The organism is Bacillus cereus group sp. MYBK216-1, assembly GCF_051916495.1.
In the GTDB taxonomy this organism is placed as follows: domain Bacteria; phylum Bacillota; class Bacilli; order Bacillales; family Bacillaceae_G; genus Bacillus_A; species Bacillus_A thuringiensis_K.
The window spans coordinates 1-26803 of the sequence record NZ_JBQAGT010000012.1; the positions used below are offsets into that span (position 1 = coordinate 1).

The window sequence follows — 26803 nt, forward strand, 5'->3', positions numbered from 1 at the left end:
GGTGTTTCCAGTTCTACTAGTTCTGGTGTTTCTGGTTCTGATGGTTCTGGTGTTTCTGGTTCTACTAGTTCTGGTGTTTCCAGTTCTACTAGTTCTGGTGTTTCTGGTTCTGATGTTTCTGGTTCTACTAGTTCTGGTGTTTCCAGTTCTACTAGTTCTGGTGTTTCTGGTTCTGATGGTTCTGGTGTTTCCAGTTCTACTAGTTCTGGTGTTTCTAGTTCTACTAGTTCTGGTGTTTCCAGTTCTACTAGTTCTGGTGTTTCTAGTTCTACTAGTTCTGGTGTTTCCAGTTCTACTAGTTCTGGTGTTTCTGGTTCTGATGGTTCTGGTGTTTCTGGTTCTACTAGTTCTGGTGTTTCCAGTTCTACTAGTTCTGGTGTTTCTGGTTCTACTAGTTCTGGTGTTTCCAGTTCTACTAGTTCTGGTGTTTCTGGTTCTACTAGTTCTGGTGTTTCTGGTTCTACTAGTTCTGGTGTTTCTGGTTCTGATGGTTCTGGTGTTTCTAGTTCTACTAGTTCTGGTGTTTCTAGTTCTACTAGTTCTGGTGTTTCCAGTTCTACTAGTTCTGGTGTTTCTAGTTCTACTAGTTCTGGTGTTTCCAGTTCTACTAGTTCTGGTGTTTCTGGTTCTGATGGTTCTGGTGTTTCTAAAGAAATCAGTTTGTTTAATACTTCTAATTGAACAGAGTTTATCATTCCTTTTGTAATTTTTAATGGAATTGGATTAGTTAATCTTTCATAACCTTTTGGTGCTTCTACTTCTACAAGTGTGTAGTTACCTATAGATAAATCTGAGACTTTTTCTTTTCCATCTTTATCTGTTGATACTTTCGTTATTACTTTTCCTTTTTCGTCATGAACTTCAAACACAGCTCCTGATAATACATTCTTACTTTCAGCAGCTATTTTTGTAATTTTTAATGATCCTTTGTCTAACTGTTCATTCTCTACTTTCAATGATAAAACTTCTGTCATACCCTTGTTGATTTCAAATGATATTGACTTTTCTAACTTTTTATAACCTGGTAAACTTTCTTTTTCTACTAGCTTATATTTTCCTATGGATAAATCTGAAACATTTGCTTTTCCTTCTTTGTCTGTCGTTACTTTCGTTACTATTTTTCCTTTTTTATCTTGCACTTCGAAGACTACGCCTTCTAATGCTTTTTGACTGTCTTTATCTACTTTTGTAATTTCTACTGAGCCTTTGTCTAACTGCTCATTCTCTACTTTCAATGATAGAACTTTCGTCATACCTTTTATAATCTCAAATGATACTGGTTCTTTTAGCTTTTTGTAACCTGGTAAGCTTTTCGTCTCTACTAATTTGTATTTTCCTATTGATAGATCTGAAACATTCGCTTTTCCTTCTTTATCTGTCGTTACTTTCGTTACTATTTTTCCTTTTTTATCTTGCACTTCGAAGACTACGCCTTCTAATGCTTTTTGACTGTCTTTATCTACTTTTGTAATTTCTACTGAGCCTTTGTCTAACTGCTCATTCTCTACTTTCAATGATAGAACTTTCGTCATACCTTTTATAATCTCAAATGATACTGGTTCTTTTAGCTTTTTGTAACCTGGTAAGCTTTTCGTCTCTACTAATTTGTATTTTCCTATTGATAGATCTGAAACATTCGCTTTTCCTTCTTTATCTGTCGTTACTTTTCTTACTACTCCATCTTTCTCATCTTGGACTTCAAATTCGACACCGGCTAATACTGCCCCGTTTTCTTTGTCCACTTTTGTGATTTCTATATTACCTTTGTCTACCATTGCATTTTCTACTTGTATTGGGAATATGCCGTGCCCTGTTACATTTACTTCGAACTCTGTTTCTTTTAATTGGTATCCTTCAGGCGCTTTCGTTTCTTTTAAAATATATTTTCCTGGTGCTAACGGTTTAGAAATTGCCTTACCGTCTTTATCTGTAACAATATGTTCGACTACTACACCGTCTTTTACTATATCAAACTCTGCATTTGCTAATGGTTTTTCACCATTTTCCGAATCAATTTTCTTTACTTCAATTTGACCCTTTTGCATAGTATTTTTAATTTCAATTGTTTTTGTTTCTCCAGCTTGAAGTGTAACCTCTACTGGACTTGTTAATTTTTGATATCCTTCTGGCGCTACTGTTTCATAAACTTTATACGTCCCAGGAGCTAAAGTTTGAGGTACTGAAAAACCTTTTTCGTCCGTTTTCAGTTTTGCAACAACTTCATTTGCACTATTTCGAACTTCAAATTCGGCACCTTTTAACCCTTTGTTCAGATTCTCAGAATCTATTTTATGAATCGATACTGTAACGTCTTTTGGAGCTTCAGGCGGCGTAATAGTTACTTCTTTTGATGTTAATGTTTTATCATCAAAATGTAATTCCGCTTTATTAGGAATCTTCTTATCTACGTAAGAAAATAAGTCTGCATTATTTTTAATTTTCGCCTTGATACTGAGGTTAATTATCTGGTCTTCATATGACTTATAGTCAAATTTCTCACCAAATGTAAATGTTACTTCACTTCTTTGTTTATCTATATTTAACGTTCCTTTAGAAATAATATCTTGGCCATTTTGATCATACACTTTTACCTCTAATACTTCTAAAACATCTTCTAAATCATCACTAATTACCATAGATTTGTATTTAGGAGGATCGTTTGGTATATGTGTACCAACTTGGTATTGAATAGCTTGATTCATTTGTATTAACTGCTGATTCTCTACAAACTTACCATTCTCATCAACTATCTTTTTTTTAATACTAGGTGGATTGCTGTCACCGAAACCGGTTCCTCCCCCACCACTTACAAATACTTTTCCTACCTTTTCTTCAGTTACAATATTGTTCCCTTCTAATTTCACTGTATTTTTATGAGGCTTTGCAGCAGGATTTGTAATCTTTGTTTTATACCTTAAAATATATCCTTTTGAACTGTCTGGAAATTCAATTGTAAATTCAGTTTTCATTACATTGATTTTAACTATAGATAAATCTGCTGGCTTAATATTTGTTGCTGCATAGCCATCTTCAAATACAGCCTCTTCTAATACTAAACTATCTGTAATTAACTCATGTCCAGGTCCTAATGTATCTGTTAATTTAAGATCTTGCATTTCCATTTCAGTTGCATTTACATATACAAGCCAATCAGCAATAGATGGATCTCCTGAATTATAAGAACCCCATTTCAATAGATTATCTGTATTAGGCTGTGGCTTCGGTCTCTCTGTCGTATTGTTTACACTTACTTCTTTATTTACGATTTGACCATCAACATTAAATTCTAATGGGACTTTTTTAATACCATCATATGCTTCTAGACCAAAGTAGAATTCTACGAATAAAGAACCTTTAACATTATTCTTTCCTTCTACGTAATCACCCATAGTACACGTCAATAGGCCCTTTTTCATCTCACATATACCAACTAGTTTTCCTTCAACATCTCTTAAAGGAAAACTTATATTCATAATATCTTTTCGAAATTCTTTTGGCATATCGATTGTGAAATGATCTCCACTTTTTATTTTTTCTTTAGCTGACCACTTCACTTCTACTTTCATGCCACCTGAAGCTTGATATGGTTCAGATGTTGTACCATCATTACGGGAAATATTAATCTCGTCCACTGGATTTTCCATCGCTGCTGCTTGAACAACTGGAATCCATACATTTAAAATAAAAGATAACAACACAAAAACGATTAAAATTATTGAAACATATCTCTGATTAATCCTAAATTGCATATTTTCCTCCTGAAATTTGATTTTAAATATGTAATAGTTTGATGTACGACAAAAGATTATTAATTTTACCAGTTATTATTCCAGTTACAACTGCTTACATAATTCCATTTCTTAATGACAGATGTGTTAATTTAAAATTTGATTGATCAGTTGTATTTCTAATTCACGAGCAAGTCACTTTCTAGATCTAGTATCTTTACATTGCGTTCCTGTTATAGTTAAAATGTTATATTTTATTGTTTTCATGATTAATTTAACAATGGCTATCTTTGTTACTTTGTATTAGTTCCCTCCTTATTCTAAATAAATTCCGTTAATAAACTATAAAACCTAACATGCATTTAAACATGATATACATATTTGAAAATAATATATTCTCTTATAATTTGTTTGGCTAAAACGGACTTCAAATCTATCATCGCTAATATAATAAACTAAATTTTTCTGCAAAATAACAATAAAAACTACTTTTGTAAAAAGTAGTTTTTATAAGGAAAACTAGAAACATACCTGAACCAAATTATAATAGGCCGGTTGAAATCAATTTAGGAAATTAGGTTTCCTACCTTTTAAATTGCTATTAACATATATAAAATCTAAATTTGATTTAAAACATGATGTATTGATTTTTAGACTTCTAGCATTATTGAAAAAATTTTTAGTATCCACCTTGAAAATTTCTGCTGGTCATAATGAAAATTTAGTACCATCTCTAATTTCATTTTCTTTTCTTCTTTAACTTTTTCATCATCTAATGAACATTAATTTATATTTCCTTTTATAAAAATATTAAGAATAAATGATTTTAATATGACAACTCATCTTTCAACTCTTCAAGATATACATCCCTAACTAATTTAAAGAAACCTATATATTCTCCGAAATAATCGCTAAATTGCTTTATAAACCCTTCTCTTTCTTCAATATGATGAGACCATATAAACATACTCCCCATCAATTCACCTATCTCTCTTTCAATTTCTTTTAATTCATCTGGTAATATACCTTGCGGATAAGCATTAAACCACTCCAACCAATCCGCGACTAGCTCCTCTACAGGGGATGTTCCGGATTCTGAGCAGAAATTAAGTTCCCTTTTTCCTGTTGTGATAAATGTGTCTAAATCATTTAAAATTAGACGAATTATATATGAATTACTGACATTTCCAATACTATGTTTCATATCTTCTCCTCATTATCATTTTTTTCTTCCAATGCAATGTGTTTGTTATACCACTTATTTATTTTCTCTTTGTAATACTTTTCAACTTCGTAATCTGGAATCCAAATTTCACGATCATAGATCTTACTCATTACACTTTCTAAAACATCCTCATGTTCTCTCAGTTTCAATCTCCGATTATGAACCTTAATCTTCTCTATATAAGCCTCTCTCAGCCAATTTGAAATGGTTTCACGCTGTTTTTGCTTTAGGTGAGACCATTTCTTATTAGTTTGTAGTAATTGCCCCTTAGAATTCCTTGTGTGATTCTTCATTGAACGCTACCTCCTCTATTTTATTTTTACTTACTTTTTATTCGAACCGAAAACACAGCGCATTCCAAATTGAGTCACAGCTTATGTCGTGCCAATTTTACGGATTGAGCCTTTCGGGAAATCATTTATTCTTTTACATAATGTCAATGATTCAATTCCCCACTCTTCTATTGCATCCGTACTACTCATAATTTCGTTATCCAATAGATTAAGCTCTCCCCAATCAACATCTTCAAAATTAAATCCGTCCATCTCTAACTACTGCAGCATGTCTTTTTCATCCCCTTTTACCGCAAGCAAATTATGATCCTTTCCCTGATGGACTTCTTCTAACATTTCTACATTTAGATATTCATGGTCAATTACCTCAATTGTACTATTCTCAGATATATAATAATAGATATCTTCCTTTAAAATATAAGTAGGATGTACTAATTAACTTATTTTTCTGAATTTTGTTGAAAAATTAATATAAAATAGTTAAATACAAAGGGGATTTTGCTACAATGGTAATATATAACATTATCATACTTCTATAGGATGGGGGAATATATAATGATTGCTTCAGTAAAGGGGAACGAGCAAGTTACCAAAATGTTAAATGACTGGTATATAGAGATACGCGCTAGACATGTAGGAAAGGCACATAATTTAAAACTTGAGATTGATCAAAAAATACATAACATCGAAGAAGATCAAAACCTACTTTTATACTATGCTCTTTTAGACTTTCGTCATCAATATATGCTTGATAGTTTAAGTATTGGAAAAGATAGTTTTGATAAAGTAGATTCATTGGGTGTACCTGCAGATCAGTTTCTACAATACTACTACCACTTCTTTAAAGCTATTCATTCAAATATTACAGGTGATTTCACATGTGCAAAAGAACATTATAATCAAGCTGAATTACTCTTAAAACACATTCCCGATGAAATTGAGCATGCTGAATTCTATTTTAAATTATCAACTTTCCATTATCATATTTATAAACCGCTTGCTGCAATTAAAGAAGCTACCAAAGCAAAGGATATCTTTAAAAAGCATGCAGGATATGAAACTAATATTGGGTTATGTGATAATTTAATTGGATTAGCTTGTACTCATTTAAAACAATTTGAGGAAGCTGAAGAACATTTCATTACAGCTATTAATACATTCAAAAAATCTGGTGAAGAAAAGAATATCACGTTTGTACGCCATAACCTAGGTTTAATGTATTCAGGACAAAACTTATCTGAATTAGCAATACGATACCTCTCTGAAGTAATACAAGAACTCCCTAAAGATTATAAAGCAATCTTTATTAAAGCTAGAGAGCATATGAAAATTGGTGAGTCCAAAGAAACTTCTAATTTTATAGTGAAAGGCTTAGAGATTTGTAAAGAGCTAAAGAATGAGGAATACAAACATCACTTTTTAATTTTAGAAAAATTAAATCAAAAGGTCTCTGCTGACGAATTAGAGAAGACAATTAAAACAGGAATTTCTTATTTTGAAAGAGAAAACCTACATGAGTACGTACAGGAATACGCTAAAAAATTAGCAGTTTTATTCCACCAAGAAAATAACCGTTCAAAAGCAAGCGATTATTTTTATCTTAGCCATCAAGCAGAAGAACAAAACTTTGAAATGGAGGCTTTAAAATGAAAAAAGTAATGTCTAGCTTAATTGGATTAACAGCCGTATTCACGTTTATGTTTAACGCTAGCAATGTAACTGATACACAAAAAGCTCTTAGCGAGGATAAAATCGTACAATATGCTCACGGCCATACTGGTGGATGATAAAAAAACAAAGGTCTTCACTTCATTGTGAGGGCTTTTATTTTTATATGGGATCTCTGTGTAAGAATAACAATATATTAAAATCCTAAAATTTTGATATATCAAAAACGTTATAATTATACCGTTCTTTTTGCATCCATAAGAAGAATCTAAAAAGATTAGAACATTTAAAGAGAGGAAGAAACTATTAATGCATACACAAGAAAGTTTTTATAAAAAATTAATAGAGAAACAAAGAGTAGTAACGATATTTCTACTAAACGGAGTAAGAGTACCTGGAATCATTATCGCTGTTGATAAATTTTCAGTGCTAGTTTCCAGTCACGGAAAGCAACAATTCATTTATAAACATGCTATTTCAACAGTTTCTTTATGAATAGCGGTTTAAAATTCAATTTGAATTATGTTTATTTATGAATTATTTAAAAATAAAAAAGGAATCCTCAGCAAAAGGATTCCCCCCCAGGAAATATGCATAAATAAAAAGAACTAAGTTTATTATAATATAAAATTAAACGAAACATATTGAGAAAAAATAAGATTGAAGTTTGATAGGAAAGAAAAATGTTTGTTATACTAAATGTGCAAAAATATATGCAAAATCACAAATAAAATAAGGGCAGCCTAATATGGCTGCCCTTATTTTATTTTTAATCTTATAATCTGCTATTTAGTTTGAACTAATTATAAACCTAGTACACTAACAATCTCGCATGCTTTGGAATTTGCAACATGATAGTACATCTCTAACCCTCTTCTCTCCGCGCGGAGAATCTTACCACGCATCTTGGATAAATGTTGAGATACGGTTGATTGCGGTACTTTTAATAGGTCTGTTAACTCTGTTACATTACAAACTTTGCGATGTTCTAGCTCCTTCACAATTTGTAACCTAACTGGATGGGCCATAATCTTTAATAATTCTACATCCGCCTCTGGGATTTTGTACATTTCATTACTTACTTGAATAGTTGTCATTTTAATTTCTCCTTTTTAGTTTCTTTTTTTATTTTTAAGTTATAAGTATTTTGTGTTTGTATGAGTATATCGATCATAATCGCTGTGTTATTTGTTCTTTTGTCTCTTTATCAGGTTTAATATATAAAAGTATTATAATGGCTAAAAATCCAACAAAAGATAGCATAGGAATCGAGATGAAACCAAACAAATTTAAATGATCTTCTGTACAAGAAACACCCACTGAACATATCTTCAGGTCACTTGTCGGAAAAGCCTGAATCGTAATTTGATAGACAGCTATCATTAATCCAATACATGCAAATGGAAATGCATACACACTTACATTAGAATCTTTTCTATACATTCCAATTCCCAATATTAACACTAATGGATACATGGCCATCCTTTGATACCAGCACAAATCACATGGAGGCAGCTTCATCCACTCACTAAAAATCAAACTTATTAGCATTGCACTAGTAGCTATCGTCCAAGCAATTGCAATGTGATACTTTTGAATGATCGACATCTTATTTTCGCCTCACCTGTTTTTTTAATGCAAAACCTTTGCTAATATATGACTAGTTTATTTCCGTGTTTCGAGTACCCTGTTTCAATAGAAAGTATCCAATCATTAATATCTTCCCAGTCGTATCCCCTATCTTTTAATTCTAGAGGAAAAAGGTTTTCAAAATCATCACGCATTTCGTACATGGTTTCTAATGCTTTTTCAAGCGGACCAAATCCATATACCATGTGTGTATGTACTTTTTTGTTTTTCTTTTCTGCTACAACTAAATATACATACCGTCTTTCTTTCGCTAAAACAAACTTCAAAAATCCAGGTACTTGACTCACCTTTCACACTCCTTTACGGTTTTCCTTACCAAGCTTAAAAAGATATAAGTAAGGAAAACTACTAAGTTTTAATTCACTAATTTAATAAATGTCCCGTTTTTTTGCTTTGAAAATACAAGAAAACGCTCATCATCACAATATTTATTACACCAGCTGCAGCACCAATTTTGGAGATAACATAAACATATTCATTATTACTAAATGGCAATAGACTCGCGAAAATAAATAAAATTGAAATGATAAAGGATAAGAGCATATTTCTTTTGTTTTCATTCATTCAAAAAAACCTCCATTTGCACAAATATTTGTATTGCAATGGATTAGGGTGCTAAGCTGCATCATTACGGTTATAATGCCGTTTCTTTTCATCTACAAACCCTTTAATGCTCCACACTCCAGCCATTGATTCTTTTGCTTCTTTTTCTGCCTCTAGCATTTCGGGTAGTAATGTAGTATTAGGTTTAGAAATATAGGCTATAATCCCATAACCCGACTTGGCCATTAATTCATTGATGTGTATACCATTACAAAATACATAAGCCAATTTCCTACCGTACTTGTCTTCTTTTGGTCCTTGATCATAAACCAAGGTTACACTTTTCCCATCTAGCTGCTTCTTTAAAAAGGAAGAAGCTTCTTTTCCCATCTTTTGTGGTGGAATTTTCTGAGATACAGACTCAGGGGTATCTAATAACAGTAACCTTACCGTCTGTTTCTGCCCCTTTACGTTTACGTCTATCGTATCTCCGTCTTTAATATGTATTACCTTCCCTTTAACAGTCTCTAAGCCTTTTAATTTCTCATTATAAGCTTCTGGAATACCTACAATAGCTTTCCCTACTGTGTGCTGTTGTATTCCGTTTTGTACTGCTTGGGCAGGTCTCGAATCATTTTTTGTTTGCGTAGAACTGCTGCATGCTGACATTTGAATTGCGAATGATGTTATACAAATGGCTTTAATCCATATTTTCATATCGAAATTTCTTCCTCCTACTTAAAATACGTAAATAGCTGCATCTAATAAACAAACGGACTTTCCAATGTATTTACTTCTTGATAATTACAACATAGGCAAAACTTTATCCATTTTGGATGATCATTATAAAGTGCTGTATATGACCGTTCCTTACACTGCGGGCATATTGACACCATACTTTCTTCATTCTCTTCCTGACTTTTCAATTTTTCAAAAGATACATTAGCAGATGCTATATTACTGGTACACAATATATATCCCCCTTTTGAGTCTTGAAATCGTAAAAATACATAAAAAAGGACACACCTATGGCATATGTATGCGTAGGTGTGTCCTTTTGCAAGATAGTTTTAGAAGTATTTTGTTACTTTCATCATATCATAGTTCTTATTAATTTTATATATAAAATTTAAGATTTTAAGATATTATTTCTTCTTCTCATTTTATAAACGTGAGACTCTTCTGTGTGGAGTCATATGTTAATTTTGCATCGAATGATTTCCCTGTTTTTTTTCGATATAAATCCTTTTATTGTGTCCGTCATATTCTTTTCTAATAATTTCTTGGAGTACCTGCACTTTATCATAATCAGACGTAATAGCACTTAAAAAAATAATGGGCATATTATGTTTTTCACGAATACGACGTGTAACTTCATTTTTTCACCCCCTTTAGTTCTTATAGCGTGAAATCCTCCATTGTTTTACGAATTTCATCGACTTCAACACCAATGTATTGTATGGTTTGTCCTTGCGTCGCATGACCAAAAAACTTCATTAAATAATACACCTCTTTTTTCTTTATTAGAATCAGTAACAGGGTACCTCTGATTGGGACAGGAGTTGTCATTAAAAAATAACACCTACAGCCTTTGTAGATGTTATTTTTTATTTATAGTTGGATAATTTCACGTATTTCTTCTATAGATAATTTGGTGAATTTCGCAATATCTTCTATTTTCATCCCATTTTTATGCATTCCACGAATTAATTGCAGCTTCCCTTCCTCTTTTCCTTTTTGAATCCTTTCTTTCCTTCATTACGAGCATGAGCAAACTTTGCGGCTTCATCCATCAACGCTTTCTCCCTTGCTTCATAAGCTTGTCGGAAAGAAGAATCTTGACTTATACGTTCCTATTTATTCATTGCTTTTTGTAAAATCAGGTCTTGGTTCATCGGAATATCCTCCAATGTTTGGGTTAATCTTTCATCCTCATTCGCTGGAAGTAATAACAACCAACGAACAAATGAATCTTCCCAGGAATTTACTTGTTCATTTCGCCACTGTTACATGAGTTTTGGAATCTCCACGATGTGAATTTCAATATCATTACTCAATACTTTCTAAATCATGCAACAAGTTTGCGCTTTGCTATCCGTCATCAAAATCATTTTATGCTATACTCTTACAGAGAACGTAACAGTGACAAGTCTCTTCTATGTATCATATCTTGTTACTGATCTTTTCTCTTGTGTCTTCTTCTTGCATCGTAAAAGAAAGAGCCACAATTCCAGTCATTGGGGATTGTGGCTCTTTTACTATCTTAATTGTTTTATTATGAATTTCCTTTCAAAATAAGCTCAACTTCTTCAATACTTAATTTACTTGCTTTTGCAATTGTTTCAATTGGTACGCCAAGTTCATGCATACCTTTAATCATTTGTATTTTCCCTTCTTGAATCCCTTCATTACGAGCATGGGCAAACTTTGCGGCTTCATCCATCAATGCTTTCTCCCTTGCTTCATAAGCTTGTCGGAAAGAAGAATCTTGACTCATACGTTCCCATTTATTCATCGCTTTTTGTAAAATTGGGTCTTGGTTCATCGCAATATCCTCCAATGTTTGGGTTAATTGTTCATCCTCATTCGCTGGAAGTAATAACAACCAACGAACAAATGAATCTTCCCAGGGATTTACTTGTTCATTTCGCCACTGTTGCATGAGTTTTGGAATCTCTACGATGTGAACTTCGATATCACTACTTAATACCTTCTGTTGTTGTTGATTCCATAAGACTCCTGTTGTATGGAATGCTTCATATTCTTGAAACATCACAAAGTTTAATAAATTAATGGTAATTGTTTTATGAAGAGAACTATATGGCATTCCCTTTTTTAGTTGGGATGTGTATAACCTTCCCCAATAATATAAACTTCTCTTAATCATGTCATGATTATTATTTAGCTGAATTTCTATATTTACCTTTGTTCTAGTATCTAATGTTGCGGAAATATCTAAAATCGAAAGTTTATCCTCTTCATGTTCTCTATGCAAGTGTGGGTCTTCTAATTGTAAGGAAACAATAGGTGATTCTAAAGAATCCTGCAACATCGCATTTAAAAAAGCAATTAGAATATCTTCATTTCCACTTGTGCCAAATAATTGTTTAAAAGCAAAATCAATGCGTAAATTCACTAATTGTTGGTTGGACATGGGTTTTCCTCTCCCCATCTCAGAAGATGTTTTTCTTTTATTGTACATAAAAGAGTGGTAACCATGCAAATAAGTCCTTATTACAACAGACATAAGAACTTACACCAATATTTATACCTTTATTCCTAGCGTTACTTGTCAAAGTCATACTTATGTGATTTATAAAATTCCATTCAATTTAAGTTAATTATTGAATTGTTTATAAAGTTTTTTTAAAATTTAGTCATTTATATTATAACTTTGGACATCTATACCTAATAAAATGCTTTAAATACTTAAATTTTATAGGGGGATTATGGTGACAAATTTATACATTCAACCTGAATTTTCAGGTTATGATTATGAACGTGATGATTATTCACATCACTCACATTATCGTTGGAAATTATGTATTTATAAAAATGGTTGGACACAGCAATATTGGCATAGATTTGTTCCTTCTTGGCAATCATGCCCAACTATGACTGATAATGAATTAGTATATCAAGTATTAATTCCATAAAAAACGGAAACTACTTATTTATAATAAGTAGTTTCCGTTTTTAAAGAAAAACTCCTAGTCCATTTTCAATTGCGCTTTACTTATATAATTCTGTTCTCTGAAATTATCCGGGTGGATTTTATATTCATATAGTTTACTAATTTTACTATTCTCAACTACTTATTTATTCTTTTCACAAGATTTTTTGAATCTCCTTTTAACTTGTAATACTTCATGTTAAGATGAATAGCTATTACAGAGATTACGATAAACCCTACTACATATATCATTGGACTTTCTCCATTTCTTATTGTTTAGCAAACTTATACTGTAAATACTTCACATGTTTCTTCTTTATATCCTTATCGTCAATATTTGCTCGCAACATAGTTTGATAAATATGTTGGACCTCATCATTTGTTAGTTGCACCTCAGTATATGATTCAATACAACTTTTTAAGTCGTTATAATATAGGGCGTGTTTTCCTTTAGAATGAACATCTACTCTTTTTAAACTGCATTTTGGATGAAACGCTGCAATAGAGATGCACGGCAGCTGTTGTTCCATCGCCCATTCAATTGCTTTTATATGCTTATAGTTTTGTCTAAATGGATTTTGAAAAGAGGATTTCTTTCTAAAAATACCCTGTGTCCACCTTGCCGCTTTCTCACTTCCATAGATCCAGCCCTCATAGTTCTTCGTCTCTACAACAAATACACCTGTTTCAGCGATAACAATATGGTCAATTTGCGTTGTATCACCGAACTCCGTATAAACCGTCACATTATGTAACACAAAGTAACTTTTTGGATCTAATTTACTTAGTATACGTTTTACCAGTTTCTCTCCCGCTTTTCCTTTCCATTTTGGTACATGTTTTTTCACAACACTATTCAACGGTATTAGAACCGCAATAAGAATCAATTCGAATATCAATACTTTCATAATAGAGTCCTCCTTTTTACACCCTTGCGTTTCTGCGCATTAAACGATATACATGCGTTTCTAATCCTAAAATAAAATATGAGATACATAAGCCTTTTATCACCATCTCTACGAATCCTAATGCTAATGAAACAAGGAGTCCTCCCCTAAACTGAAATGGTCTTGTCACTCTTCGATTTACTGGTTTTTCAATGACGCCAAAGTTGGCCCAGGTAGGTAAACGTTTTTCTACATTTTTCACGGTACCCATTAATCCGTATTTTAACGATAGAATGAAACATCCGATTAATAAATAAACAACAGAAGAAAAATAGATAGATAAGCCAATAACAGTAATTGTGAGCAGCCAACCTATTAAAATGGAATTTCGCAAAACAATATATTCTCGATTTCTATTCAATACAAACAGTCCTTTCAAAATTAATAAGGTTGTTTTTATATGGAAAATATTTACATTTAATTATAAGCATGATATGATACGTCTATATTAATTTTTGAACTAGCCTAAAAAGGATTGTGATAGACATGTTAAAACTTGTAGTAGATAATACCGAAACAGAACAAGAAACAGATTCAGCTTTTTCAAACTTTTTCACTTGCAAAGACTGTGTATACTATCTTTCAAAATCAGATTCTTGCAGTCTACAATTAGCAGCTGATTCAAATAATCCTCTTGTCCCTTATGAGTGTGGGAATTTTGAGGAAACCTATGAAATCGGAGCGGAAGATCCATTAAATTCACACATACATCAGCAACTTCGTGAAGAAAAAGCGCAAATACTAGCTGAAAGTTATCCAGCACAACCTTCTATTGATCCAATTCACAAAGACGCTATATGGTATGGATCAGTAAACTATGGTTGTTGGATTATAAATGATTCAAAGAAACGTTTTGCACTTGCAGAACAGGTTCCTTTCGGTGATAATAATATGTCATCTAAAAAATACGCATCTCCTTTTCCTTTACATGACCATGGGGCAAAAGAAGGTATTAGGCACTATATGTGCTGGTATGTAAACGAAAAAGGAATAGGCGAATACCATATACTTATTGGCGGTGTCATCATGAAAATTGCAGAAGGAGTTAAGAAACTTGGATTCAATTACTAATCGTATCTACAAGAAAAGAATGTTAGAACATACCATACTATTTAGTTTGGTACAGCTGGTACCACTGATCGTATCTACCGGTATCATATATATATTGCTAGAACTTACTGATACGGAGTGGAAAACCTGGTTTAGTTATGAAGGAATCTTTGCAATTATTTTTCTTATAACAAGGTTCCAGGTGTTTCAGAATAAGAAAAGTATTATTTCTTTAAATCAACACGAAAAGTGGATTTCAAAGTTAAATATTTTCTTGGTCTCTATATTTCTAGTATTATTTGCATCCATACCAACTCTATTAAAGATCGCTTTCATTCTACAAATGACTATTATTCTATATCTATTAGAGCGCATTTGTTTGTATATTTATCGTTTACCGACACATAATTTATATAGGATAAAAGAGATCATTTGTGATAAAAAACAACTACAAATCGAACGAATCATTCCAAATAATGAAGAACACGGTACTCATACAATCAAAACAAAAGATGGGCAATACTTTTTATATACCGCTGTGTATTTGAGCGGCATACTATCGCCAATTTCAGAAGAAGTATTTGAAGAATATGAAAGAAAGAACCTAATGGGTAGATAAAAGGTACTGAATGTAGATTCAGTACCTTTTCTATCTTTATATATAGTTCTTTACATATTAGCAAATAGCCATGGAGCGAGTACGGCTAACATACACAGCAAACAAGATCCCGTTATGACACGATTTGCCCAACGGTAATATTCCGGCTGTTTCGTACTCTCATGAATTCTTCTTAAACGAATACCTGCGATTAACATAAAGGGTGTGAAAATAAGTGCTGTTGCTTTAAACAGGTCTAAAAAATCCGTAAAGATGTTCATAAACGAAAATACATCGGAACTAAATAAGAAGTATACACTTAGTCTCATCGACATCATGCTGATAAATGAGAAAATCATACTTCCGGTTGCCCACTTCATCCATTGACCATTCTTTGTAATTAATGCCATAACCATGACAATAACGCCTAATACGAATGAAATAGAAAAGATATTGACTCCTACTTTAAAAGCCGGCGCATACAATCCTTCAATCTTTTGAATGATTGATGATCCAAATGAATCATCTTTCTCTGTTGTTTTCGTTCGATTGTTTAGTCCATCTTTAAATGATGACGAAACATCATTTCCTTTTAACTCATTAAAATCTACTTTTACAGAAGCTTGAGCTGCTTGTAAGGGTACAAGTAATAAAATCATCAAAACAAGCGTGCATAAGACTCCTATCATTCCTTTTTCTCGTTTCATCACACATCACCCGCTAATTTTGGTTTGATGCTCTTTAATTTGATTTCATTTCCTTCTGCAGCATAATAAAGATCTGCTGCATAATAGATATTTGCTTTTGTATATGCCCCCATAATTGCATTTGCAATTTCTTCTTTTTCTACTGCCACATATGTTTCATTTTCATTGTAAAACTCAATTTCAATTCGGTTAATATTATTATTTAATACTGTAATATGTAATTCTTTTAAGCTATCTAAGCGATTCCCTAATCCACATACCAACTTAAATACTTTATTTGCAATTGTTGGTGGTTTTACATACGTCGTATTAAAATGAATCGTTTCATCATCTATCACACCATCTTCCTCGACTTCACACGTCATAATGAAAGAATGATTTTGTTTTTCAATTTCTTGTTGACTCAACTTGCGATCAATGACATACTTCACGCTTGTTGACAGGTTTTCTATATATTCATCCAGTTCGGTATTTGAAATTTTAACCTCTGAGAATTCCGGAAAAATCATGTAAGCGTGTATATTAGAACTACTTTTACTTACACGTAATACCTGGACTTGTTTCTTTTCATAGCGCACCGTTTGTTCTAATTTTTCTACTACATTGTTACTTATGGAATTAATATTCATTTACATTCACCTTTCAAAATTGTTATTTTTTTAACTCAAAAATATTTTTTACTTCATATAATCCTCATGTTTGGATTTAATCTATTTTAAGCATTGTAATATTACGAAGAGTTCTCAATTCCCCTGTTTTAAGACTGTTAATCACTTGAATCTCAAAACATTTCAATATTACAATGACGTACAATGTCTCATTATAGTCGAATATCTTTATATGGTGAATCATTCTGTCCCACTCATTTGTACAAAAATAAAAAAATATTTTACTCTTGTACAAATGAGTGGAAAAATGCTGTATTTCATGCTATTTAACTAAGAAAATACAACTAGGAAATAGATTTATATATTCCCTAGTTGTCTATTACTCCATTCAACTAGTGTATAAGAATAAGGTGAATTGACCTCTAATTCCATATACAGTAATTGATTTTTTGGTAATATCTCTCCCTCTGTATGAATCCAATAACGCTTCTTATTAGACATATTTATGACGCGTGTCAGTCCTTGTTCTTTTTCTTGTTCTATTACTTTTGCAGTCCACCTCACAAAATCCATATCTTCAACATCAGCTACTCCTTGTTGAACAGGAAAAACGTGTTCTGTTTCCGGTGGAATTGAAACATATTCTTGTTGTGGATACATGTCCTCATATTCTAATAATTCCACTGGTATATCCTCATCACTTGGAAAAGGAATATCATAAACAGCCTCAGGAGTGGGAGTATGATGAAAATCTTCAGCATACTCCACTTCTTCTATATCCTCATGTTTTAACCTGTCACTCTCTTCCTCACCCAGATTCTTATGAACAGATGTAGCAACTAAATCATATATACTTGCTACATCTTTTTCTAAGGTGATCTCTTTTGTTGGAACAGTAACACGCTCTTGTTCCCTTCCAATAGGTTTATTTTCTCTTGGGCACCAATAAACGGGGCGTTCCACCGGCTTATTTTCCATTTCTTTTTTCTTGGCTTTTTCCATTAGAAATTTTTTCTTTGAATTACGAACTACCAAAAACACATAACAAAATAGACCAATAAATATTTTTGTAAACATAATATTCCCCTCTCGATCATCCAAATAAATCGAACTCAAACTGTCCATCGATTACTTTGTTTTTTCGTTTCCCTTTCTTTTTAGAAGAATCCACTTCTACAATAACTGAATCCCAGAATGTGATATCCTGTTTTTGCACAAGCATACGCTTATCAGTATTCAGTGTTGTTAAAGCTCGAATGACATCTTCTATTTCTTTATCTATTTGAAGTACATTCTGCTTCACTCGAACTCCAGGTACTTGCTCTTTTTTAATACATTCAACGGCCCTTTGTACAAATTGAGCCTCTTTCATAAATGCTACGTCCATCGTTCCTGGTAATTTCTCCACCCAATTCGTAAATTGAATTTCAATTGATTCAAATACAGGCGCAATGACATTACCTATGTTTGCAAGAACCTGCTTCGATTCATCAGATGCTGCTTTTGTCCATTCCTCTGTTGAACCCTTTAATTGATTTCCACTCTTAATGTTTTGAATTAATAGAGTCTGTAGATCTCCAGTATCACCAAGCATTGCATTCAGCCCATCGCTTGTAGCCTCACCGTTCATTGCTTCAGCAGCTTTATTCTTTTGGGCAATTAATTGCGCCATCTGCTGCTGGAACGTTTCTCGGTATCCAAGATAGAAGGTCCTACATTGTTTAGTTTGTCCAATACGACAGTGTCTTCTAGCTGCCTGATTCAACGCGAATAAGCTAAATGGTAATTGATAAAATATCAATGTAGGTGTTGCCAGTAAATCAAGACCCACCTTCACTAATTCTAGCGAGCATATAATTACATTCACACCGCTATTCACTTGATCTTTTAGCCATTCACTACGTTTTGGCGGAGTAACTGTATTGGTACGGAGAATAGCTACTTTCGCACCAGGTATTTGCTCTACAACCTTCTGTAAACGGGGTTGAACGTCTCGTTCTTTTACTGTAGATCCTGTATCACATACGTATACGATTGTTGGACGGCCCTCAGAAATTTCTGTACGCAATATATCTTGCAACTCCTTCTCTTTAGGCTGTATACAATCCTCATCAAATTTGAATTTATCATTAGACCAAACCAGTTCTTTTTCTGCATCATCTAAGTAATAGTTCGGATAATGGATCATATTGTCTGGATATGCATTACCTGTACGAATATAAGAAAGCCACAGTTTTCCGGCGTCTGGTGTACCTTTCGCTGCTTCAATTGCTTTTTCAAACGACTCTTTCATATGCTCATAGGCTTGCTTTTGTTCTTCCGACATATCGACAAGAATCGTAGGTACATTAATTAACTCCACAGGATTTGGCCACACATCTTTTAAGCGTACATTAATGGTTGTATCCATTAAAAATTGGGTAAACACATAAGGTGAAATACCAGGTACAACCTTAGTTTTATCTAATATACCTTGTGCTCCGCGTGAAGCTATATTAGATGTAACCTCACCATCATGGTAATATGTTCTCTCGATGTTTCCGTAGGTTTCATTCCATTCCATGAAAGAACTGTATTCAAAACCACTTTTCACCATTTTTTGAGGGAATAAACGCCATAACGTATAGAATACATCGCTTGCGCGGCCACCAAATAATGTACCTGTTCCAGCTACAACTTTCTTACAAACCTTTGCTAAACTTCCTAAGGCAGTTCCTTGTGCTGTTTCACTTTTTAATTCGTGGACTTCGTCACAAATCAAAGCATCAAAAAAGTGTTTCATTTTTCTACGAATATACTCAACAGTAGCTACCTTTCGATATGCTCTTCCTGATTGCTTCGCATCATATGGCTTCACACGATTCTCTAACTCTAGTTGTTTTTGCAGCGGTTTATTTCCCTCTTTTATTGCTTGCAATAATTTATTTTCATATTTGGTCCAATCTTTAAAACTTGCATATTTTGTTTTTACTTTTGGACTCCAAATATTTGAATTACAATCAGCACATACACTGTTTTTATTTGTTTTCGAATCTAAGTCACTTCCTGTAAAATCTTTATACTGACAGACTTCTTTCTGTTCGCCATTAGCTTGGTGAACCATGATAGAAGATGTTTTTTTACGTAACTTAGCACCACAATCTGGACAGTAATATCCATTCTTATAATATCTTTGCACCTCTTCCTCCGACTTCTTGGGAAGTGCAATTTTCTTATAAGGCAATGGCATTTGTTTGATAGAATCCCCTCGCATCGTTGTAAAACTAATGACAAAAAAGGTTGGTTTTTCTGGTTTTGGTCTTCCTGCCTGAATCCAAGATTGATGAATGCGAATTAAATCCTCTGTACGTTTAATCAGATGTACGTCTGCGTCTGGTATTAAGTGTCGTATTTCTTCTTTTGCCCACTTCTCAGTAAGAGTCGGTGGTACAAATACGCAGGTACGATACCCTTTTTTCCCGGTTAAATGGAAATATCCATCTACTGTCGCTGTCATAATTGCACTTTTGCCGGACGACATTTCCCCCTGCAAGATGATTCCCTTTTGTACTTGTAAAGCTTTTGCTACACCTGTTGCTACATGTGCTTGTACAGGGAATAATGGTCTTTGATATGTATCAAAATGAGATAATGCCTGATCTTTCATCGGTTGATGTAAGGGCTCATCCAATTTTGTAACCTTATCAAGCATGACAGGTGAATATTCCAATAGGTATTCATTTAAATCATTAATTTCATTGATTTTTTCACCTGTACCTTCTTGCGGAAATTTACATTTCCCAGAGCGTATCATTTCTGATAAAAACTCTTTACAATCCGTTTCTTTTAGTAAGACTTGCGCAATCGTTAGAGAAGAAAACTCATTCTTATCAAAATACACCTCTAACGGTTGTAATAGATTTCTTGTTAGCATCTCCTCATAAATTGGCTTCGCCCATTCTTCTAAAATTGGCAAGCCGTACGGAGGGGCCATTAAGAAGTCTCTCACTAGCATTTCTGGTGCTTCGTCAATTGCAACAATGTATTTCGTCTCTAATTGTTTGGAAAACGCAATAATTGCTTTCTTTTTATTTATAGTTTGCGTATTAATAAATTCAAATTGTCCTCTTGAGATCACATTCACTTTTTTATCTAATGTGTAATGTGATTCTTCCCTTTTTCCTTCTCCAAAATACAAACGGCTAGTTCCCATCGATATGGCAGCCCTAAATGACTTTAATGTACTATCATTCGCCCCTAGTACTGCAAATTGTATTTCACGATGATGATTTATTGCCATAGCAAAGCAAAAAGCTGAATGTGAAGCAGTTCCTGTCTCCAATTGCAGCATCGCTGGTGTTTGTTCCTGATCAAATGTATCTTTTTTAATTATTTCTTGTAGCATAAGTTTCCCTCCTAAAATAAAAAACGCATCATAATCGATACGTTTCATGTCCTACTCATTCAATTTATTGGTTAAAAATCTATAAACTGTTTCCACTCTGGTAATGATTGTTCAGCCGCATGTAGCATATCACCTGCACCTAATTGAGAAGCACATAAACAAATGACTGTAAGTACAATAGCAATACGAAATATACGATTGCTAAACTCCCATACAATGTATAGCGCTCCTATCCCTAACAGTACAGACATATCTCTCTTCCTTTCCTAGACAAGTTCTTTGACAACACCAGTTGGTGTAGCGGTGATAAATTTCGCGCGGCGTTTTTGTAATACAACTTCTTTCGTTGTTGTTTCCAGTTTCTCGAATGAAGTTTCAAAAAACACATTTTCAGATCCGCGAACAGCATGGAGTGTATCCCCTTCACCAAGCAAACCATCTGCCACACCTGTTATCAGCAATAGTCCTAATTGTCCAGAAGCAATTGGCATCTTCGCTCTCTCTGCAGCTGTTTTCTCGCCTTGTAGTGAGTAACCATTCCCTCTATTTAAACGCTTTTTGAGCGACGAGATACCTTCCGATTTCCCTACTCCTTCATAAGCACTTTTATAATCCACTCTTGATGTAAAAATGCTTTTTTTCTGATGATGCAATTCAGGTATAATCCAACTTTTACGATTCACCATTTGCGCTAATGTATTCACATTTTTTTTGACGAAAATAAGATCAGACATATTTTCACAAAAATTAGCGAACCGATCGTTAAAGTATGTATCATTTTTCATAGATTCACGCTTACGACCGATGAAGACACACTGTTTAAATGCATCGAACTCCTTATTTTCATCACCAAAACGCATTAAGCCTATTTCCTCATAATTCTTAGCCAAGAAATAACTGATATCGTCTCTAGCAAATCTGTCATATGGAATGACATATACCATAATCCCACCTTCTGCTAAATAATGGTGAGCACGCTTCAGGAAGTTGAATTCCATTCTCTCTGATTTTACATTCTCTGTACGAAGCTCCGTATTATAAGGAGGATTTAAAAAAACAAGCGGAAAATAGTCATGGCTAATCATCATGCTTTCAAAGCTTGAGCGTACCACTTCATCTAATTGCTCTTTTGCTTTGCCATATCGCTTTGCATCCAGCTCTACGCCATACGTATGAAACTGGACTCCCGCCTGCTTCATTTCATCTGCAAAACTTCGTAAAATTTTCCCTTCTCCACAACATGGATCAAAGCAAGCATAAGCTCGCTCTGATTCCATTTGTAATAACTGTATTAAATATTTCCCTTCTGTTAGTGGTGTTGGATAAAATCCTGCCGCTAAATCATTTCCTATTCTCATAAAATTCCCTCCAAGTTCTTTTTTTGCAATAAAAAAAGGAAGATCCAAGTATAAACATCACTTAGTTCTTCCTTTTACCCTCTATATACTACCTCGACATAATTAGAATGGTAGTTCTTCATCTGTAATCTCCGGTAGATCATCCATACCAACAAAAATATCATCCGGCTCTTGGGATGGCTCTCTAGTTTCCTGCTCTTTTGGATCATCTAATACGTTCCAAATATTATCTTTTTTCATCTCTTTTCCTCTATCCTTCTTATTTTTCTGTTTCATAAACAAGTTCCTCGTAATCAAAAAGATAATCTTTCACCTTACGTAGAAATGTACGAAACTTCGGTTCAGCTACGATCTTTGTATCATGGTAAAAACTCTGTTGCCCGACAAAGCGCCATAAGATTACGTTGCCTTCTTTTGCTTCCTGTATGCCTTCAATAAATAAATCGATTTCTTGAGTGGCTTCTTTTTCATTAAGAGCATGTGGCTTGAAATATTGAAATTTACCGTCTGGTAATATAATTTCTGCTTCAAAACACCTTCTCATTTGATTTACTCTTGCTCTGGATTCAGATGACATTGCTGGTGCAGCATATGACTTCTGGTTATTTTCCATTCGTGCTTTATGTTCCTCTGCTGTTGGTACTAATCTTAAGTGTCTACAATCTTTTTTCATTTTCATATCTCCTCTAATTTGTAATTTGTTATGATTCATAACCCAGCCTGCGAACTTGAAAACAACACAAAAAGGGCTTCTTCAAGTCGATTAATAATGTGCATAGCAAAATAAGCTATATATACACTAATCGGCTCAAAGAAGCCCTTTCAAAATTGAAACAAGACGCAACTTGCTTCTACAACTCAACCACAACACATAAGGTGTGGGAATAAACGGAATCAAATAAACTAACAATATACCTATATATTATATAATATCATTATATATTTCAAGAAGTTTTAAATACAGTTAACGCATTACCTAAAATAATCATTCTTCCTCGAGCTTGTGAAGGGCGATAGTCAAAAGGTATTTGGGTAATGCGTTAAGGGTTAATAAAATACTATCAAGTGTCTTACCAGTTTCAATCCGCGCACCTACATGAGGTGCGACCAATACCATGCTGTTCAGATTCCAGCACTTGGCGATTTCAATCCACGCACCTATAAATAGGTGCGACTGTCATTTTTCGTTGCAGCACGCTTACGTCCAATACTTCAATCCGCGCACCTATAAGAGGTGCGACTGTCATTTTTCGTTGCAGCACGCTTACGTCCAATACTTCAATCCGCGCACCTATAAGAGGTGCGACTAAAGAGTTTTCTTTATGTAATGTATTCATGATAATTTCAATCCTCGCACCTACAAGAGGTGCGACAAAACGCTCCGGCCACACCGTTAAGCGACAGCCTGATTTCAATCCACGCACCTACGAGAGATGCGACCTGCAAGTCTTACATAAAATATAACACATCTTTTATTTCAATCCACGTACCTTCAAGAGGTACGACTTTTCTTTAATAAATGGTTGATTAGCTTTTTAATAAATACGCTTTCCTTCAATCATTCTAACGTTTTCTTCATTACAGTCCATCAATAATCACAACTTTTAAGCTATCTAATTCATGTATCAAAATGTTATAGTCATCAATTGTTTTTGGCTCGTCAATGTTCCGCTTAATATCCAGTAAACGGTGTACTTTTGCGGAAGAGTACTGGCCAAGTTTTGAATTATGCTCCCACCAACAAACTTTATGTACTTCTATACTCCCTTCAGGACGTGCTGCTGACGCATCATTTTCAAACAATGTAACCAGTGCATTTTTAATCTTTTCCGCATCTTCGTTAGTAAAACCTGTCTTTTCTGCTAATTGTGTATTAATACTTCCATAAAAAACATAGACTCCAAAATCAACACGATGCTTCATCCCCATCGTATCTGAACCTTTATCCTTCCCAGGCTCAGAATTTATACTTTTCGTAATCTGCATGCTAGTAATGTCAATCGGATCAACACTTGTTGCCGTTTGAATTGAAGCAGGTCCTCTTACTCCAACAGAGACACTAAATTATTATCAAGTATCTTACCAGTCTTAATTCACGCACCTATAAGAGGTGCGACGTATAGCCAAAAGATACAATTGATTCTAAGTTGTGTCTTAATTCACGCACCTATAAGAGGTGCGACTCCGATTTGTGTTCAAAATCCTACACAAATACGTTAATTCTGTTCAAAAATATGCAAGTTTTTTTATTAGATAAAGAAACTTGCATAGAAAATCATAAACTTTACTCATAAATTATGAAAATTCAGGTGCGAATGTACGAGGAATTTCATGTGTGCTATACGTTCGCACCTAAAAAATTAAAGGACCTTCTAAATCTATTGATTCTTTTACACCAATATGTTCAACCTTATTTTTATAGTTATTACCTAACTGATAAAATCTGAGACTATCCTTATCTTCGTCAATAATTTTAATTAATTCCATTTTTAAAGTAGCAAGTTGAGCTGCATCAACAACACATTCAAACACTGAGTTTTGGACTCGTTGACCATAACTTTGACATATTTTGAAACTTTCCGCCAAAGGAGTACTACTTATTGAGAATAATCAAGGCCTTTATATCGATAAGGACCCGTTCCTTGTTGTTTTCGGTGTATGTTTTGTTTATTTGGCCAATTATCTATTTCTCTTTCAATAGCATCTATGGAGTATGGTATATATAAAGTTAATTCTTCTCTGAGAATAGCGAAATATAAGGTACAATCTATACCATTTTCTTATTCAAGTTAATAACTAATATAGAAATACCAGCTTGTAAGTTATTACAATGGTATTTTAATTTAGACATATAAATTTGATTATTTACGTATTCTAAATTCTTGTAATGCCTTATTTAAAGCCAATCCAACTGATAATCTATAATTATCAACTTGTACTTCCAATTCATTTCCTATATCCACAAAAAAAACGATTCTTTTTAACTTTGGCTATATACTGTTCTACTATACTTTGATTTGATTCTATGTAGTCCTCAAATGATTCCAGTTCTTCTTGATTTTCGAAATAAAGTACTACTTCATCTAATCTTCTTTTAGCGAAAACTTCTTCTTGATTTTCAGCATTAAAGAAAAATTGCTGTAACTTATAAGTTATACTATCCTTCAAATAATATTTATATGTATATTTATGTTTTACGTTCCACTTATCGAATCCTACATGTCCCCATTCGGGAATAGGTGTCTTATACCTTCCACTGTCTAATACTACTAATTGAAAGGTATCTAAAACGGTTTCATTACACATTATGTCTAATGTTTTATAACTAAATTTGGAATTCGTTTGTGTGTATACATAAAATTCGCTTTCCCTATTGTCATACTCATCATCAATATATTTTTTCACTAACTTGAATTCAGGCTTATAAATATTGTAAGAACAGTTATTACTATCTACCCATTCTGTTTTATCTTGTAATCTACTTTCTATTTGTAGTAATGGTGGAAGAGTTAATCCCAGCCTTTTTTTCCATAACATTTCTATTTGTTGAATAGTTGCATTTTGATTTATAGGGGTATTTCTATCTCCAACCCTTGTGTATATGTATCCCTCTTTTATACTATTGTATTTTTTACTTTTGCTTTTTAAGTAATAAGGAACATTATTAGAATTAAATATTGTAAGAATATCAACCTTTTTATGTTCTATGTTTATTGTATCTATTTGAATTCTTGGGGTATTATCACCTGCAAAAACAGTATTAGCAAGTAAGTCAAGTATACTTGACTGTTCCCTTCTATTTTCATCATTTATCCCAACTATATCTCCATTATCAGATACTCCAATTATTATATAGCAGTCTTTTTCATGCACTGTATTTGCAAAACAAAGAATATCGTGTAATAATCTCTCATTGTCTCTATGCCACTCTTGTTTAAAATCCCAAAATTCTCCTTCGGATTTACTTAATATTAAGTTTTTAATTTTTATCATGAAATTATTGTTCATTATTGACCTCCTTTGATAAACTGAAAATTCACTTCTAAAATTTTATTAGCATTCTAAAAGTTTGCACAAGGTATTCTTAATTCAATTTGTTTAATCACAATCATACAAGAGATGTGATTTTACGCTCCTAGTCCTCGTTAAGAAATTAACAGAGTTCAATCCACGCACCTATTAAGGTGCGACAATAACACTTTGCCAAATGCCTGGCATATCGCCATTTCAATCCACACACCTATATAAGGTGCGACAAATGTGATATGTTAAACCACCAGTTACCATAAAATTTCAATCCTCGCACCTGCAAGAGATGCGACTTTCCTTTAATAAATTGATAGAGTATATCCTTATAAGGATACTTTCTTT

General features: G+C 33.4%; 26 protein-coding genes and 5 pseudogenes. 6 read left to right on the forward strand and 25 right to left on the reverse strand.

From position 1 onward, the window contains the following. The 4 genes and pseudogenes from ACTFRH_RS26495 to ACTFRH_RS26510 all read right to left on the reverse strand — a co-directional run. Window positions 1-3749: SpaA isopeptide-forming pilin-related protein (locus ACTFRH_RS26495; RefSeq protein ID WP_440049331.1), on the reverse strand; the 3749-nt coding region annotated here is incomplete at its 3' end. An 805-nt stretch (window positions 3750-4554) separates the two neighbouring features. Then, entirely contained in the window at window positions 4555-4932 is a 378-nt protein-coding gene (locus ACTFRH_RS26500; RefSeq protein WP_216475526.1) for a hypothetical protein, read from the reverse strand. Continuing rightward, window positions 4929-5246 (reverse strand): transposase, encoded by a 318-nt coding sequence (locus ACTFRH_RS26505; RefSeq protein ID WP_216475525.1) that lies wholly within the window; start codon window positions 5244-5246, stop codon window positions 4929-4931. The genes ACTFRH_RS26500 and ACTFRH_RS26505 overlap by 4 nt, the downstream gene beginning before the upstream one ends. Window positions 5247-5327: 81 nt before the next feature. Further along, window positions 5328-5660, reverse strand: a pseudogene (locus tag ACTFRH_RS26510) (helix-turn-helix domain-containing protein); the annotation flags it as partial. Window positions 5661-5801: 141 nt separating this feature from the next. Between ACTFRH_RS26510 and ACTFRH_RS26515 the strand changes: the two are divergent. The 3 genes from ACTFRH_RS26515 (at window position 5802) to hfq (ending at window position 7409) form a co-directional block, all read left to right on the forward strand. Further along, entirely contained in the window at window positions 5802-6896 is a 1095-nt protein-coding gene (locus ACTFRH_RS26515) for a Rap family tetratricopeptide repeat protein (protein ID WP_216475524.1), read from the forward strand. Beyond that, complete coding sequence (locus ACTFRH_RS26520) at window positions 6893-7033, forward strand: hypothetical protein (RefSeq protein ID WP_000757474.1); 141 nt, start codon at window positions 6893-6895, stop codon at window positions 7031-7033. Before ACTFRH_RS26515 ends, ACTFRH_RS26520 begins: the two co-directional genes overlap by 4 nt. Window positions 7034-7223: 190 nt before the next feature. Next, on the forward strand, window positions 7224-7409 hold the full coding sequence (gene hfq / locus ACTFRH_RS26525) for an RNA chaperone Hfq (RefSeq protein ID WP_086406639.1): 186 nt from the start codon (window positions 7224-7226) through the stop codon (window positions 7407-7409). 308 nt (window positions 7410-7717) lie between these two features. On the opposite strand, the gene ACTFRH_RS26530 is transcribed toward hfq, so the two are convergent. The 8 genes and pseudogenes from ACTFRH_RS26530 to ACTFRH_RS26565 form a co-directional block, all read right to left on the reverse strand. Further along, on the reverse strand, window positions 7718-8011 hold the full coding sequence (locus ACTFRH_RS26530; protein ID WP_017762461.1) for an ArsR/SmtB family transcription factor: 294 nt from the start codon (window positions 8009-8011) through the stop codon (window positions 7718-7720). Window positions 8012-8084: 73 nt separating this feature from the next. Next, entirely contained in the window at window positions 8085-8522 is a 438-nt protein-coding gene (locus tag ACTFRH_RS26535; protein ID WP_000022644.1) for a disulfide oxidoreductase, read from the reverse strand. Window positions 8523-8563: 41 nt separating this feature from the next. Next, window positions 8564-8851: a hypothetical protein gene (locus ACTFRH_RS26540; RefSeq protein ID WP_216475523.1), complete on the reverse strand. Its 288-nt coding sequence runs from the start codon at window positions 8849-8851 to the stop codon at window positions 8564-8566. 76 nt (window positions 8852-8927) lie between these two features. Further along, window positions 8928-9128 (reverse strand): hypothetical protein, encoded by a 201-nt coding sequence (locus tag ACTFRH_RS26545; RefSeq protein ID WP_001004893.1) that lies wholly within the window; start codon window positions 9126-9128, stop codon window positions 8928-8930. Between the two features lie 51 nt (window positions 9129-9179). Next, window positions 9180-9824: a thermonuclease family protein gene (locus tag ACTFRH_RS26550; RefSeq protein WP_000708125.1), complete on the reverse strand. Its 645-nt coding sequence runs from the start codon at window positions 9822-9824 to the stop codon at window positions 9180-9182. 441 nt (window positions 9825-10265) lie between these two features. Beyond that, window positions 10266-10392 (reverse strand): annotated as a pseudogene (locus tag ACTFRH_RS26555) (topoisomerase C-terminal repeat-containing protein); the annotation flags it as partial. A 326-nt stretch (window positions 10393-10718) separates the two neighbouring features. Beyond that, a pseudogene (locus tag ACTFRH_RS26560) lies at window positions 10719-11170 on the reverse strand (Rpn family recombination-promoting nuclease/putative transposase); the annotation flags it as partial. Window positions 11171-11382: 212 nt separating this feature from the next. After that, window positions 11383-12261 (reverse strand): Rpn family recombination-promoting nuclease/putative transposase, encoded by an 879-nt coding sequence (locus tag ACTFRH_RS26565; protein WP_000070882.1) that lies wholly within the window; start codon window positions 12259-12261, stop codon window positions 11383-11385. A 295-nt stretch (window positions 12262-12556) separates the two neighbouring features. Between ACTFRH_RS26565 and ACTFRH_RS26570 the strand changes: the two genes are divergently transcribed. Continuing rightward, window positions 12557-12763, forward strand: a complete 207-nt coding sequence (locus ACTFRH_RS26570) for a hypothetical protein (RefSeq protein WP_216475522.1) — start codon at window positions 12557-12559, stop codon at window positions 12761-12763. Between the two features lie 286 nt (window positions 12764-13049). On the opposite strand, the gene ACTFRH_RS26575 is transcribed toward ACTFRH_RS26570, so the two are convergent. Then, complete coding sequence (locus tag ACTFRH_RS26575; RefSeq protein ID WP_440048853.1) at window positions 13050-13688, reverse strand: nuclease-related domain-containing protein; 639 nt, start codon at window positions 13686-13688, stop codon at window positions 13050-13052. 16 nt (window positions 13689-13704) lie between these two features. Continuing rightward, window positions 13705-14088 (reverse strand): hypothetical protein, encoded by a 384-nt coding sequence (locus ACTFRH_RS26580; RefSeq protein ID WP_001081419.1) that lies wholly within the window; start codon window positions 14086-14088, stop codon window positions 13705-13707. A gap of 125 nt (window positions 14089-14213) precedes the next feature. Between ACTFRH_RS26580 and ACTFRH_RS26585 the strand changes: the two genes are divergently transcribed. Beyond that, on the forward strand, window positions 14214-14798 hold the full coding sequence (locus ACTFRH_RS26585) for a hypothetical protein (RefSeq protein WP_440048852.1): 585 nt from the start codon (window positions 14214-14216) through the stop codon (window positions 14796-14798). A gap of 19 nt (window positions 14799-14817) precedes the next feature. After that, window positions 14818-15396, forward strand: a complete 579-nt coding sequence (locus ACTFRH_RS26590) for a hypothetical protein (protein WP_440048855.1) — start codon at window positions 14818-14820, stop codon at window positions 15394-15396. A 50-nt stretch (window positions 15397-15446) separates the two neighbouring features. Here the strand turns inward: ACTFRH_RS26590 and ACTFRH_RS26595 are convergent, their stop codons facing one another. The 11 genes and pseudogenes from ACTFRH_RS26595 to ACTFRH_RS26645 form a co-directional block, all read right to left on the reverse strand. Next, on the reverse strand, window positions 15447-16082 hold the full coding sequence (locus ACTFRH_RS26595) for a hypothetical protein (protein ID WP_000817909.1): 636 nt from the start codon (window positions 16080-16082) through the stop codon (window positions 15447-15449). Next, entirely contained in the window at window positions 16082-16711 is a 630-nt protein-coding gene (locus tag ACTFRH_RS26600; protein WP_001024816.1) for a hypothetical protein, read from the reverse strand. The genes ACTFRH_RS26595 and ACTFRH_RS26600 overlap by 1 nt, the downstream gene beginning before the upstream one ends. A gap of 336 nt (window positions 16712-17047) precedes the next feature. Next, window positions 17048-17767 (reverse strand): transposase, encoded by a 720-nt coding sequence (locus tag ACTFRH_RS26605; RefSeq protein ID WP_103653163.1) that lies wholly within the window; start codon window positions 17765-17767, stop codon window positions 17048-17050. A gap of 16 nt (window positions 17768-17783) precedes the next feature. Beyond that, on the reverse strand, window positions 17784-21074 hold the full coding sequence (locus ACTFRH_RS26610) for a hypothetical protein (RefSeq protein WP_440048851.1): 3291 nt from the start codon (window positions 21072-21074) through the stop codon (window positions 17784-17786). Between the two features lie 71 nt (window positions 21075-21145). Next, on the reverse strand, window positions 21146-21325 hold the full coding sequence (locus ACTFRH_RS26615; protein WP_098620407.1) for a hypothetical protein: 180 nt from the start codon (window positions 21323-21325) through the stop codon (window positions 21146-21148). 15 nt (window positions 21326-21340) lie between these two features. Continuing rightward, the gene (locus ACTFRH_RS26620) at window positions 21341-22432 is read right to left on the reverse strand and encodes a DUF6094 domain-containing protein (protein WP_095022055.1); all 1092 of its coding nucleotides are present in this window, start codon (window positions 22430-22432) and stop codon (window positions 21341-21343) included. A 102-nt stretch (window positions 22433-22534) separates the two neighbouring features. Next, complete coding sequence (locus ACTFRH_RS26625; protein WP_154071892.1) at window positions 22535-22708, reverse strand: hypothetical protein; 174 nt, start codon at window positions 22706-22708, stop codon at window positions 22535-22537. Further along, window positions 22692-23105 carry a DUF6018 family natural product bioysynthesis protein gene (locus ACTFRH_RS26630; RefSeq protein ID WP_440048850.1) on the reverse strand — a complete coding sequence of 138 codons (414 nt, stop codon included), beginning with the start codon at window positions 23103-23105 and terminating at the stop codon, window positions 22692-22694. The genes ACTFRH_RS26625 and ACTFRH_RS26630 overlap by 17 nt, the downstream gene beginning before the upstream one ends. A 905-nt stretch (window positions 23106-24010) precedes the next feature. Then, a pseudogene (cas7c, locus tag ACTFRH_RS26635) lies at window positions 24011-24490 on the reverse strand (type I-C CRISPR-associated protein Cas7/Csd2); the annotation flags it as partial. A gap of 294 nt (window positions 24491-24784) precedes the next feature. Then, window positions 24785-25003 (reverse strand): annotated as a pseudogene (gene cas2 / locus ACTFRH_RS26640) (CRISPR-associated endonuclease Cas2); the annotation flags it as partial. 375 nt (window positions 25004-25378) lie between these two features. Further along, complete coding sequence (locus ACTFRH_RS26645) at window positions 25379-26440, reverse strand: AlbA family DNA-binding domain-containing protein (RefSeq protein ID WP_440048849.1); 1062 nt, start codon at window positions 26438-26440, stop codon at window positions 25379-25381. Between the last annotated feature and the right edge of the window lie 363 nt (window positions 26441-26803).

What these genes read in the sequence shown, in the direction of transcription:
- ACTFRH_RS26605 (WP_103653163.1), bottom strand. Translation starts at nt 17,767, where the DNA reads ATGTTTACAAAAATATTTATTGGTCTATTTTGTTATGTGTTTTTGGTA.
- ACTFRH_RS26515 (WP_216475524.1), top strand. Translation starts at nt 5,802, where the DNA reads ATGATTGCTTCAGTAAAGGGGAACGAGCAAGTTACCAAAATGTTAAAT.
- ACTFRH_RS26595 (WP_000817909.1), bottom strand. Translation starts at nt 16,082, where the DNA reads ATGAAACGAGAAAAAGGAATGATAGGAGTCTTATGCACGCTTGTTTTG.
- ACTFRH_RS26590 (WP_440048855.1), top strand. Translation starts at nt 14,818, where the DNA reads ATGTTAGAACATACCATACTATTTAGTTTGGTACAGCTGGTACCACTG.
- ACTFRH_RS26535 (WP_000022644.1), bottom strand. Translation starts at nt 8,522, where the DNA reads ATGTCGATCATTCAAAAGTATCACATTGCAATTGCTTGGACGATAGCT.
- ACTFRH_RS26520 (WP_000757474.1), top strand. Translation starts at nt 6,893, where the DNA reads ATGAAAAAAGTAATGTCTAGCTTAATTGGATTAACAGCCGTATTCACG.
- ACTFRH_RS26645 (WP_440048849.1), bottom strand. Translation starts at nt 26,440, where the DNA reads ATGAACAATAATTTCATGATAAAAATTAAAAACTTAATATTAAGTAAA.
- ACTFRH_RS26570 (WP_216475522.1), top strand. Translation starts at nt 12,557, where the DNA reads ATGGTGACAAATTTATACATTCAACCTGAATTTTCAGGTTATGATTAT.
- ACTFRH_RS26615 (WP_098620407.1), bottom strand. Translation starts at nt 21,325, where the DNA reads ATGTCTGTACTGTTAGGGATAGGAGCGCTATACATTGTATGGGAGTTT.
- ACTFRH_RS26585 (WP_440048852.1), top strand. Translation starts at nt 14,214, where the DNA reads ATGTTAAAACTTGTAGTAGATAATACCGAAACAGAACAAGAAACAGAT.
- ACTFRH_RS26600 (WP_001024816.1), bottom strand. Translation starts at nt 16,711, where the DNA reads ATGAATATTAATTCCATAAGTAACAATGTAGTAGAAAAATTAGAACAA.
- ACTFRH_RS26500 (WP_216475526.1), bottom strand. Translation starts at nt 4,932, where the DNA reads ATGAAACATAGTATTGGAAATGTCAGTAATTCATATATAATTCGTCTA.
- ACTFRH_RS26610 (WP_440048851.1), bottom strand. Translation starts at nt 21,074, where the DNA reads ATGCTACAAGAAATAATTAAAAAAGATACATTTGATCAGGAACAAACA.
- ACTFRH_RS26625 (WP_154071892.1), bottom strand. Translation starts at nt 22,708, where the DNA reads ATGAAACAGAAAAATAAGAAGGATAGAGGAAAAGAGATGAAAAAAGAT.
- ACTFRH_RS26565 (WP_000070882.1), bottom strand. Translation starts at nt 12,261, where the DNA reads ATGTCCAACCAACAATTAGTGAATTTACGCATTGATTTTGCTTTTAAA.
- hfq (WP_086406639.1), top strand. Translation starts at nt 7,224, where the DNA reads ATGCATACACAAGAAAGTTTTTATAAAAAATTAATAGAGAAACAAAGA.
- ACTFRH_RS26575 (WP_440048853.1), bottom strand. Translation starts at nt 13,688, where the DNA reads ATGAAAGTATTGATATTCGAATTGATTCTTATTGCGGTTCTAATACCG.
- ACTFRH_RS26530 (WP_017762461.1), bottom strand. Translation starts at nt 8,011, where the DNA reads ATGACAACTATTCAAGTAAGTAATGAAATGTACAAAATCCCAGAGGCG.
- ACTFRH_RS26505 (WP_216475525.1), bottom strand. Translation starts at nt 5,246, where the DNA reads ATGAAGAATCACACAAGGAATTCTAAGGGGCAATTACTACAAACTAAT.
- ACTFRH_RS26545 (WP_001004893.1), bottom strand. Translation starts at nt 9,128, where the DNA reads ATGAATGAAAACAAAAGAAATATGCTCTTATCCTTTATCATTTCAATT.
- ACTFRH_RS26630 (WP_440048850.1), bottom strand. Translation starts at nt 23,105, where the DNA reads ATGAAAAAAGATTGTAGACACTTAAGATTAGTACCAACAGCAGAGGAA.
- ACTFRH_RS26550 (WP_000708125.1), bottom strand. Translation starts at nt 9,824, where the DNA reads ATGAAAATATGGATTAAAGCCATTTGTATAACATCATTCGCAATTCAA.
- ACTFRH_RS26620 (WP_095022055.1), bottom strand. Translation starts at nt 22,432, where the DNA reads ATGAGAATAGGAAATGATTTAGCGGCAGGATTTTATCCAACACCACTA.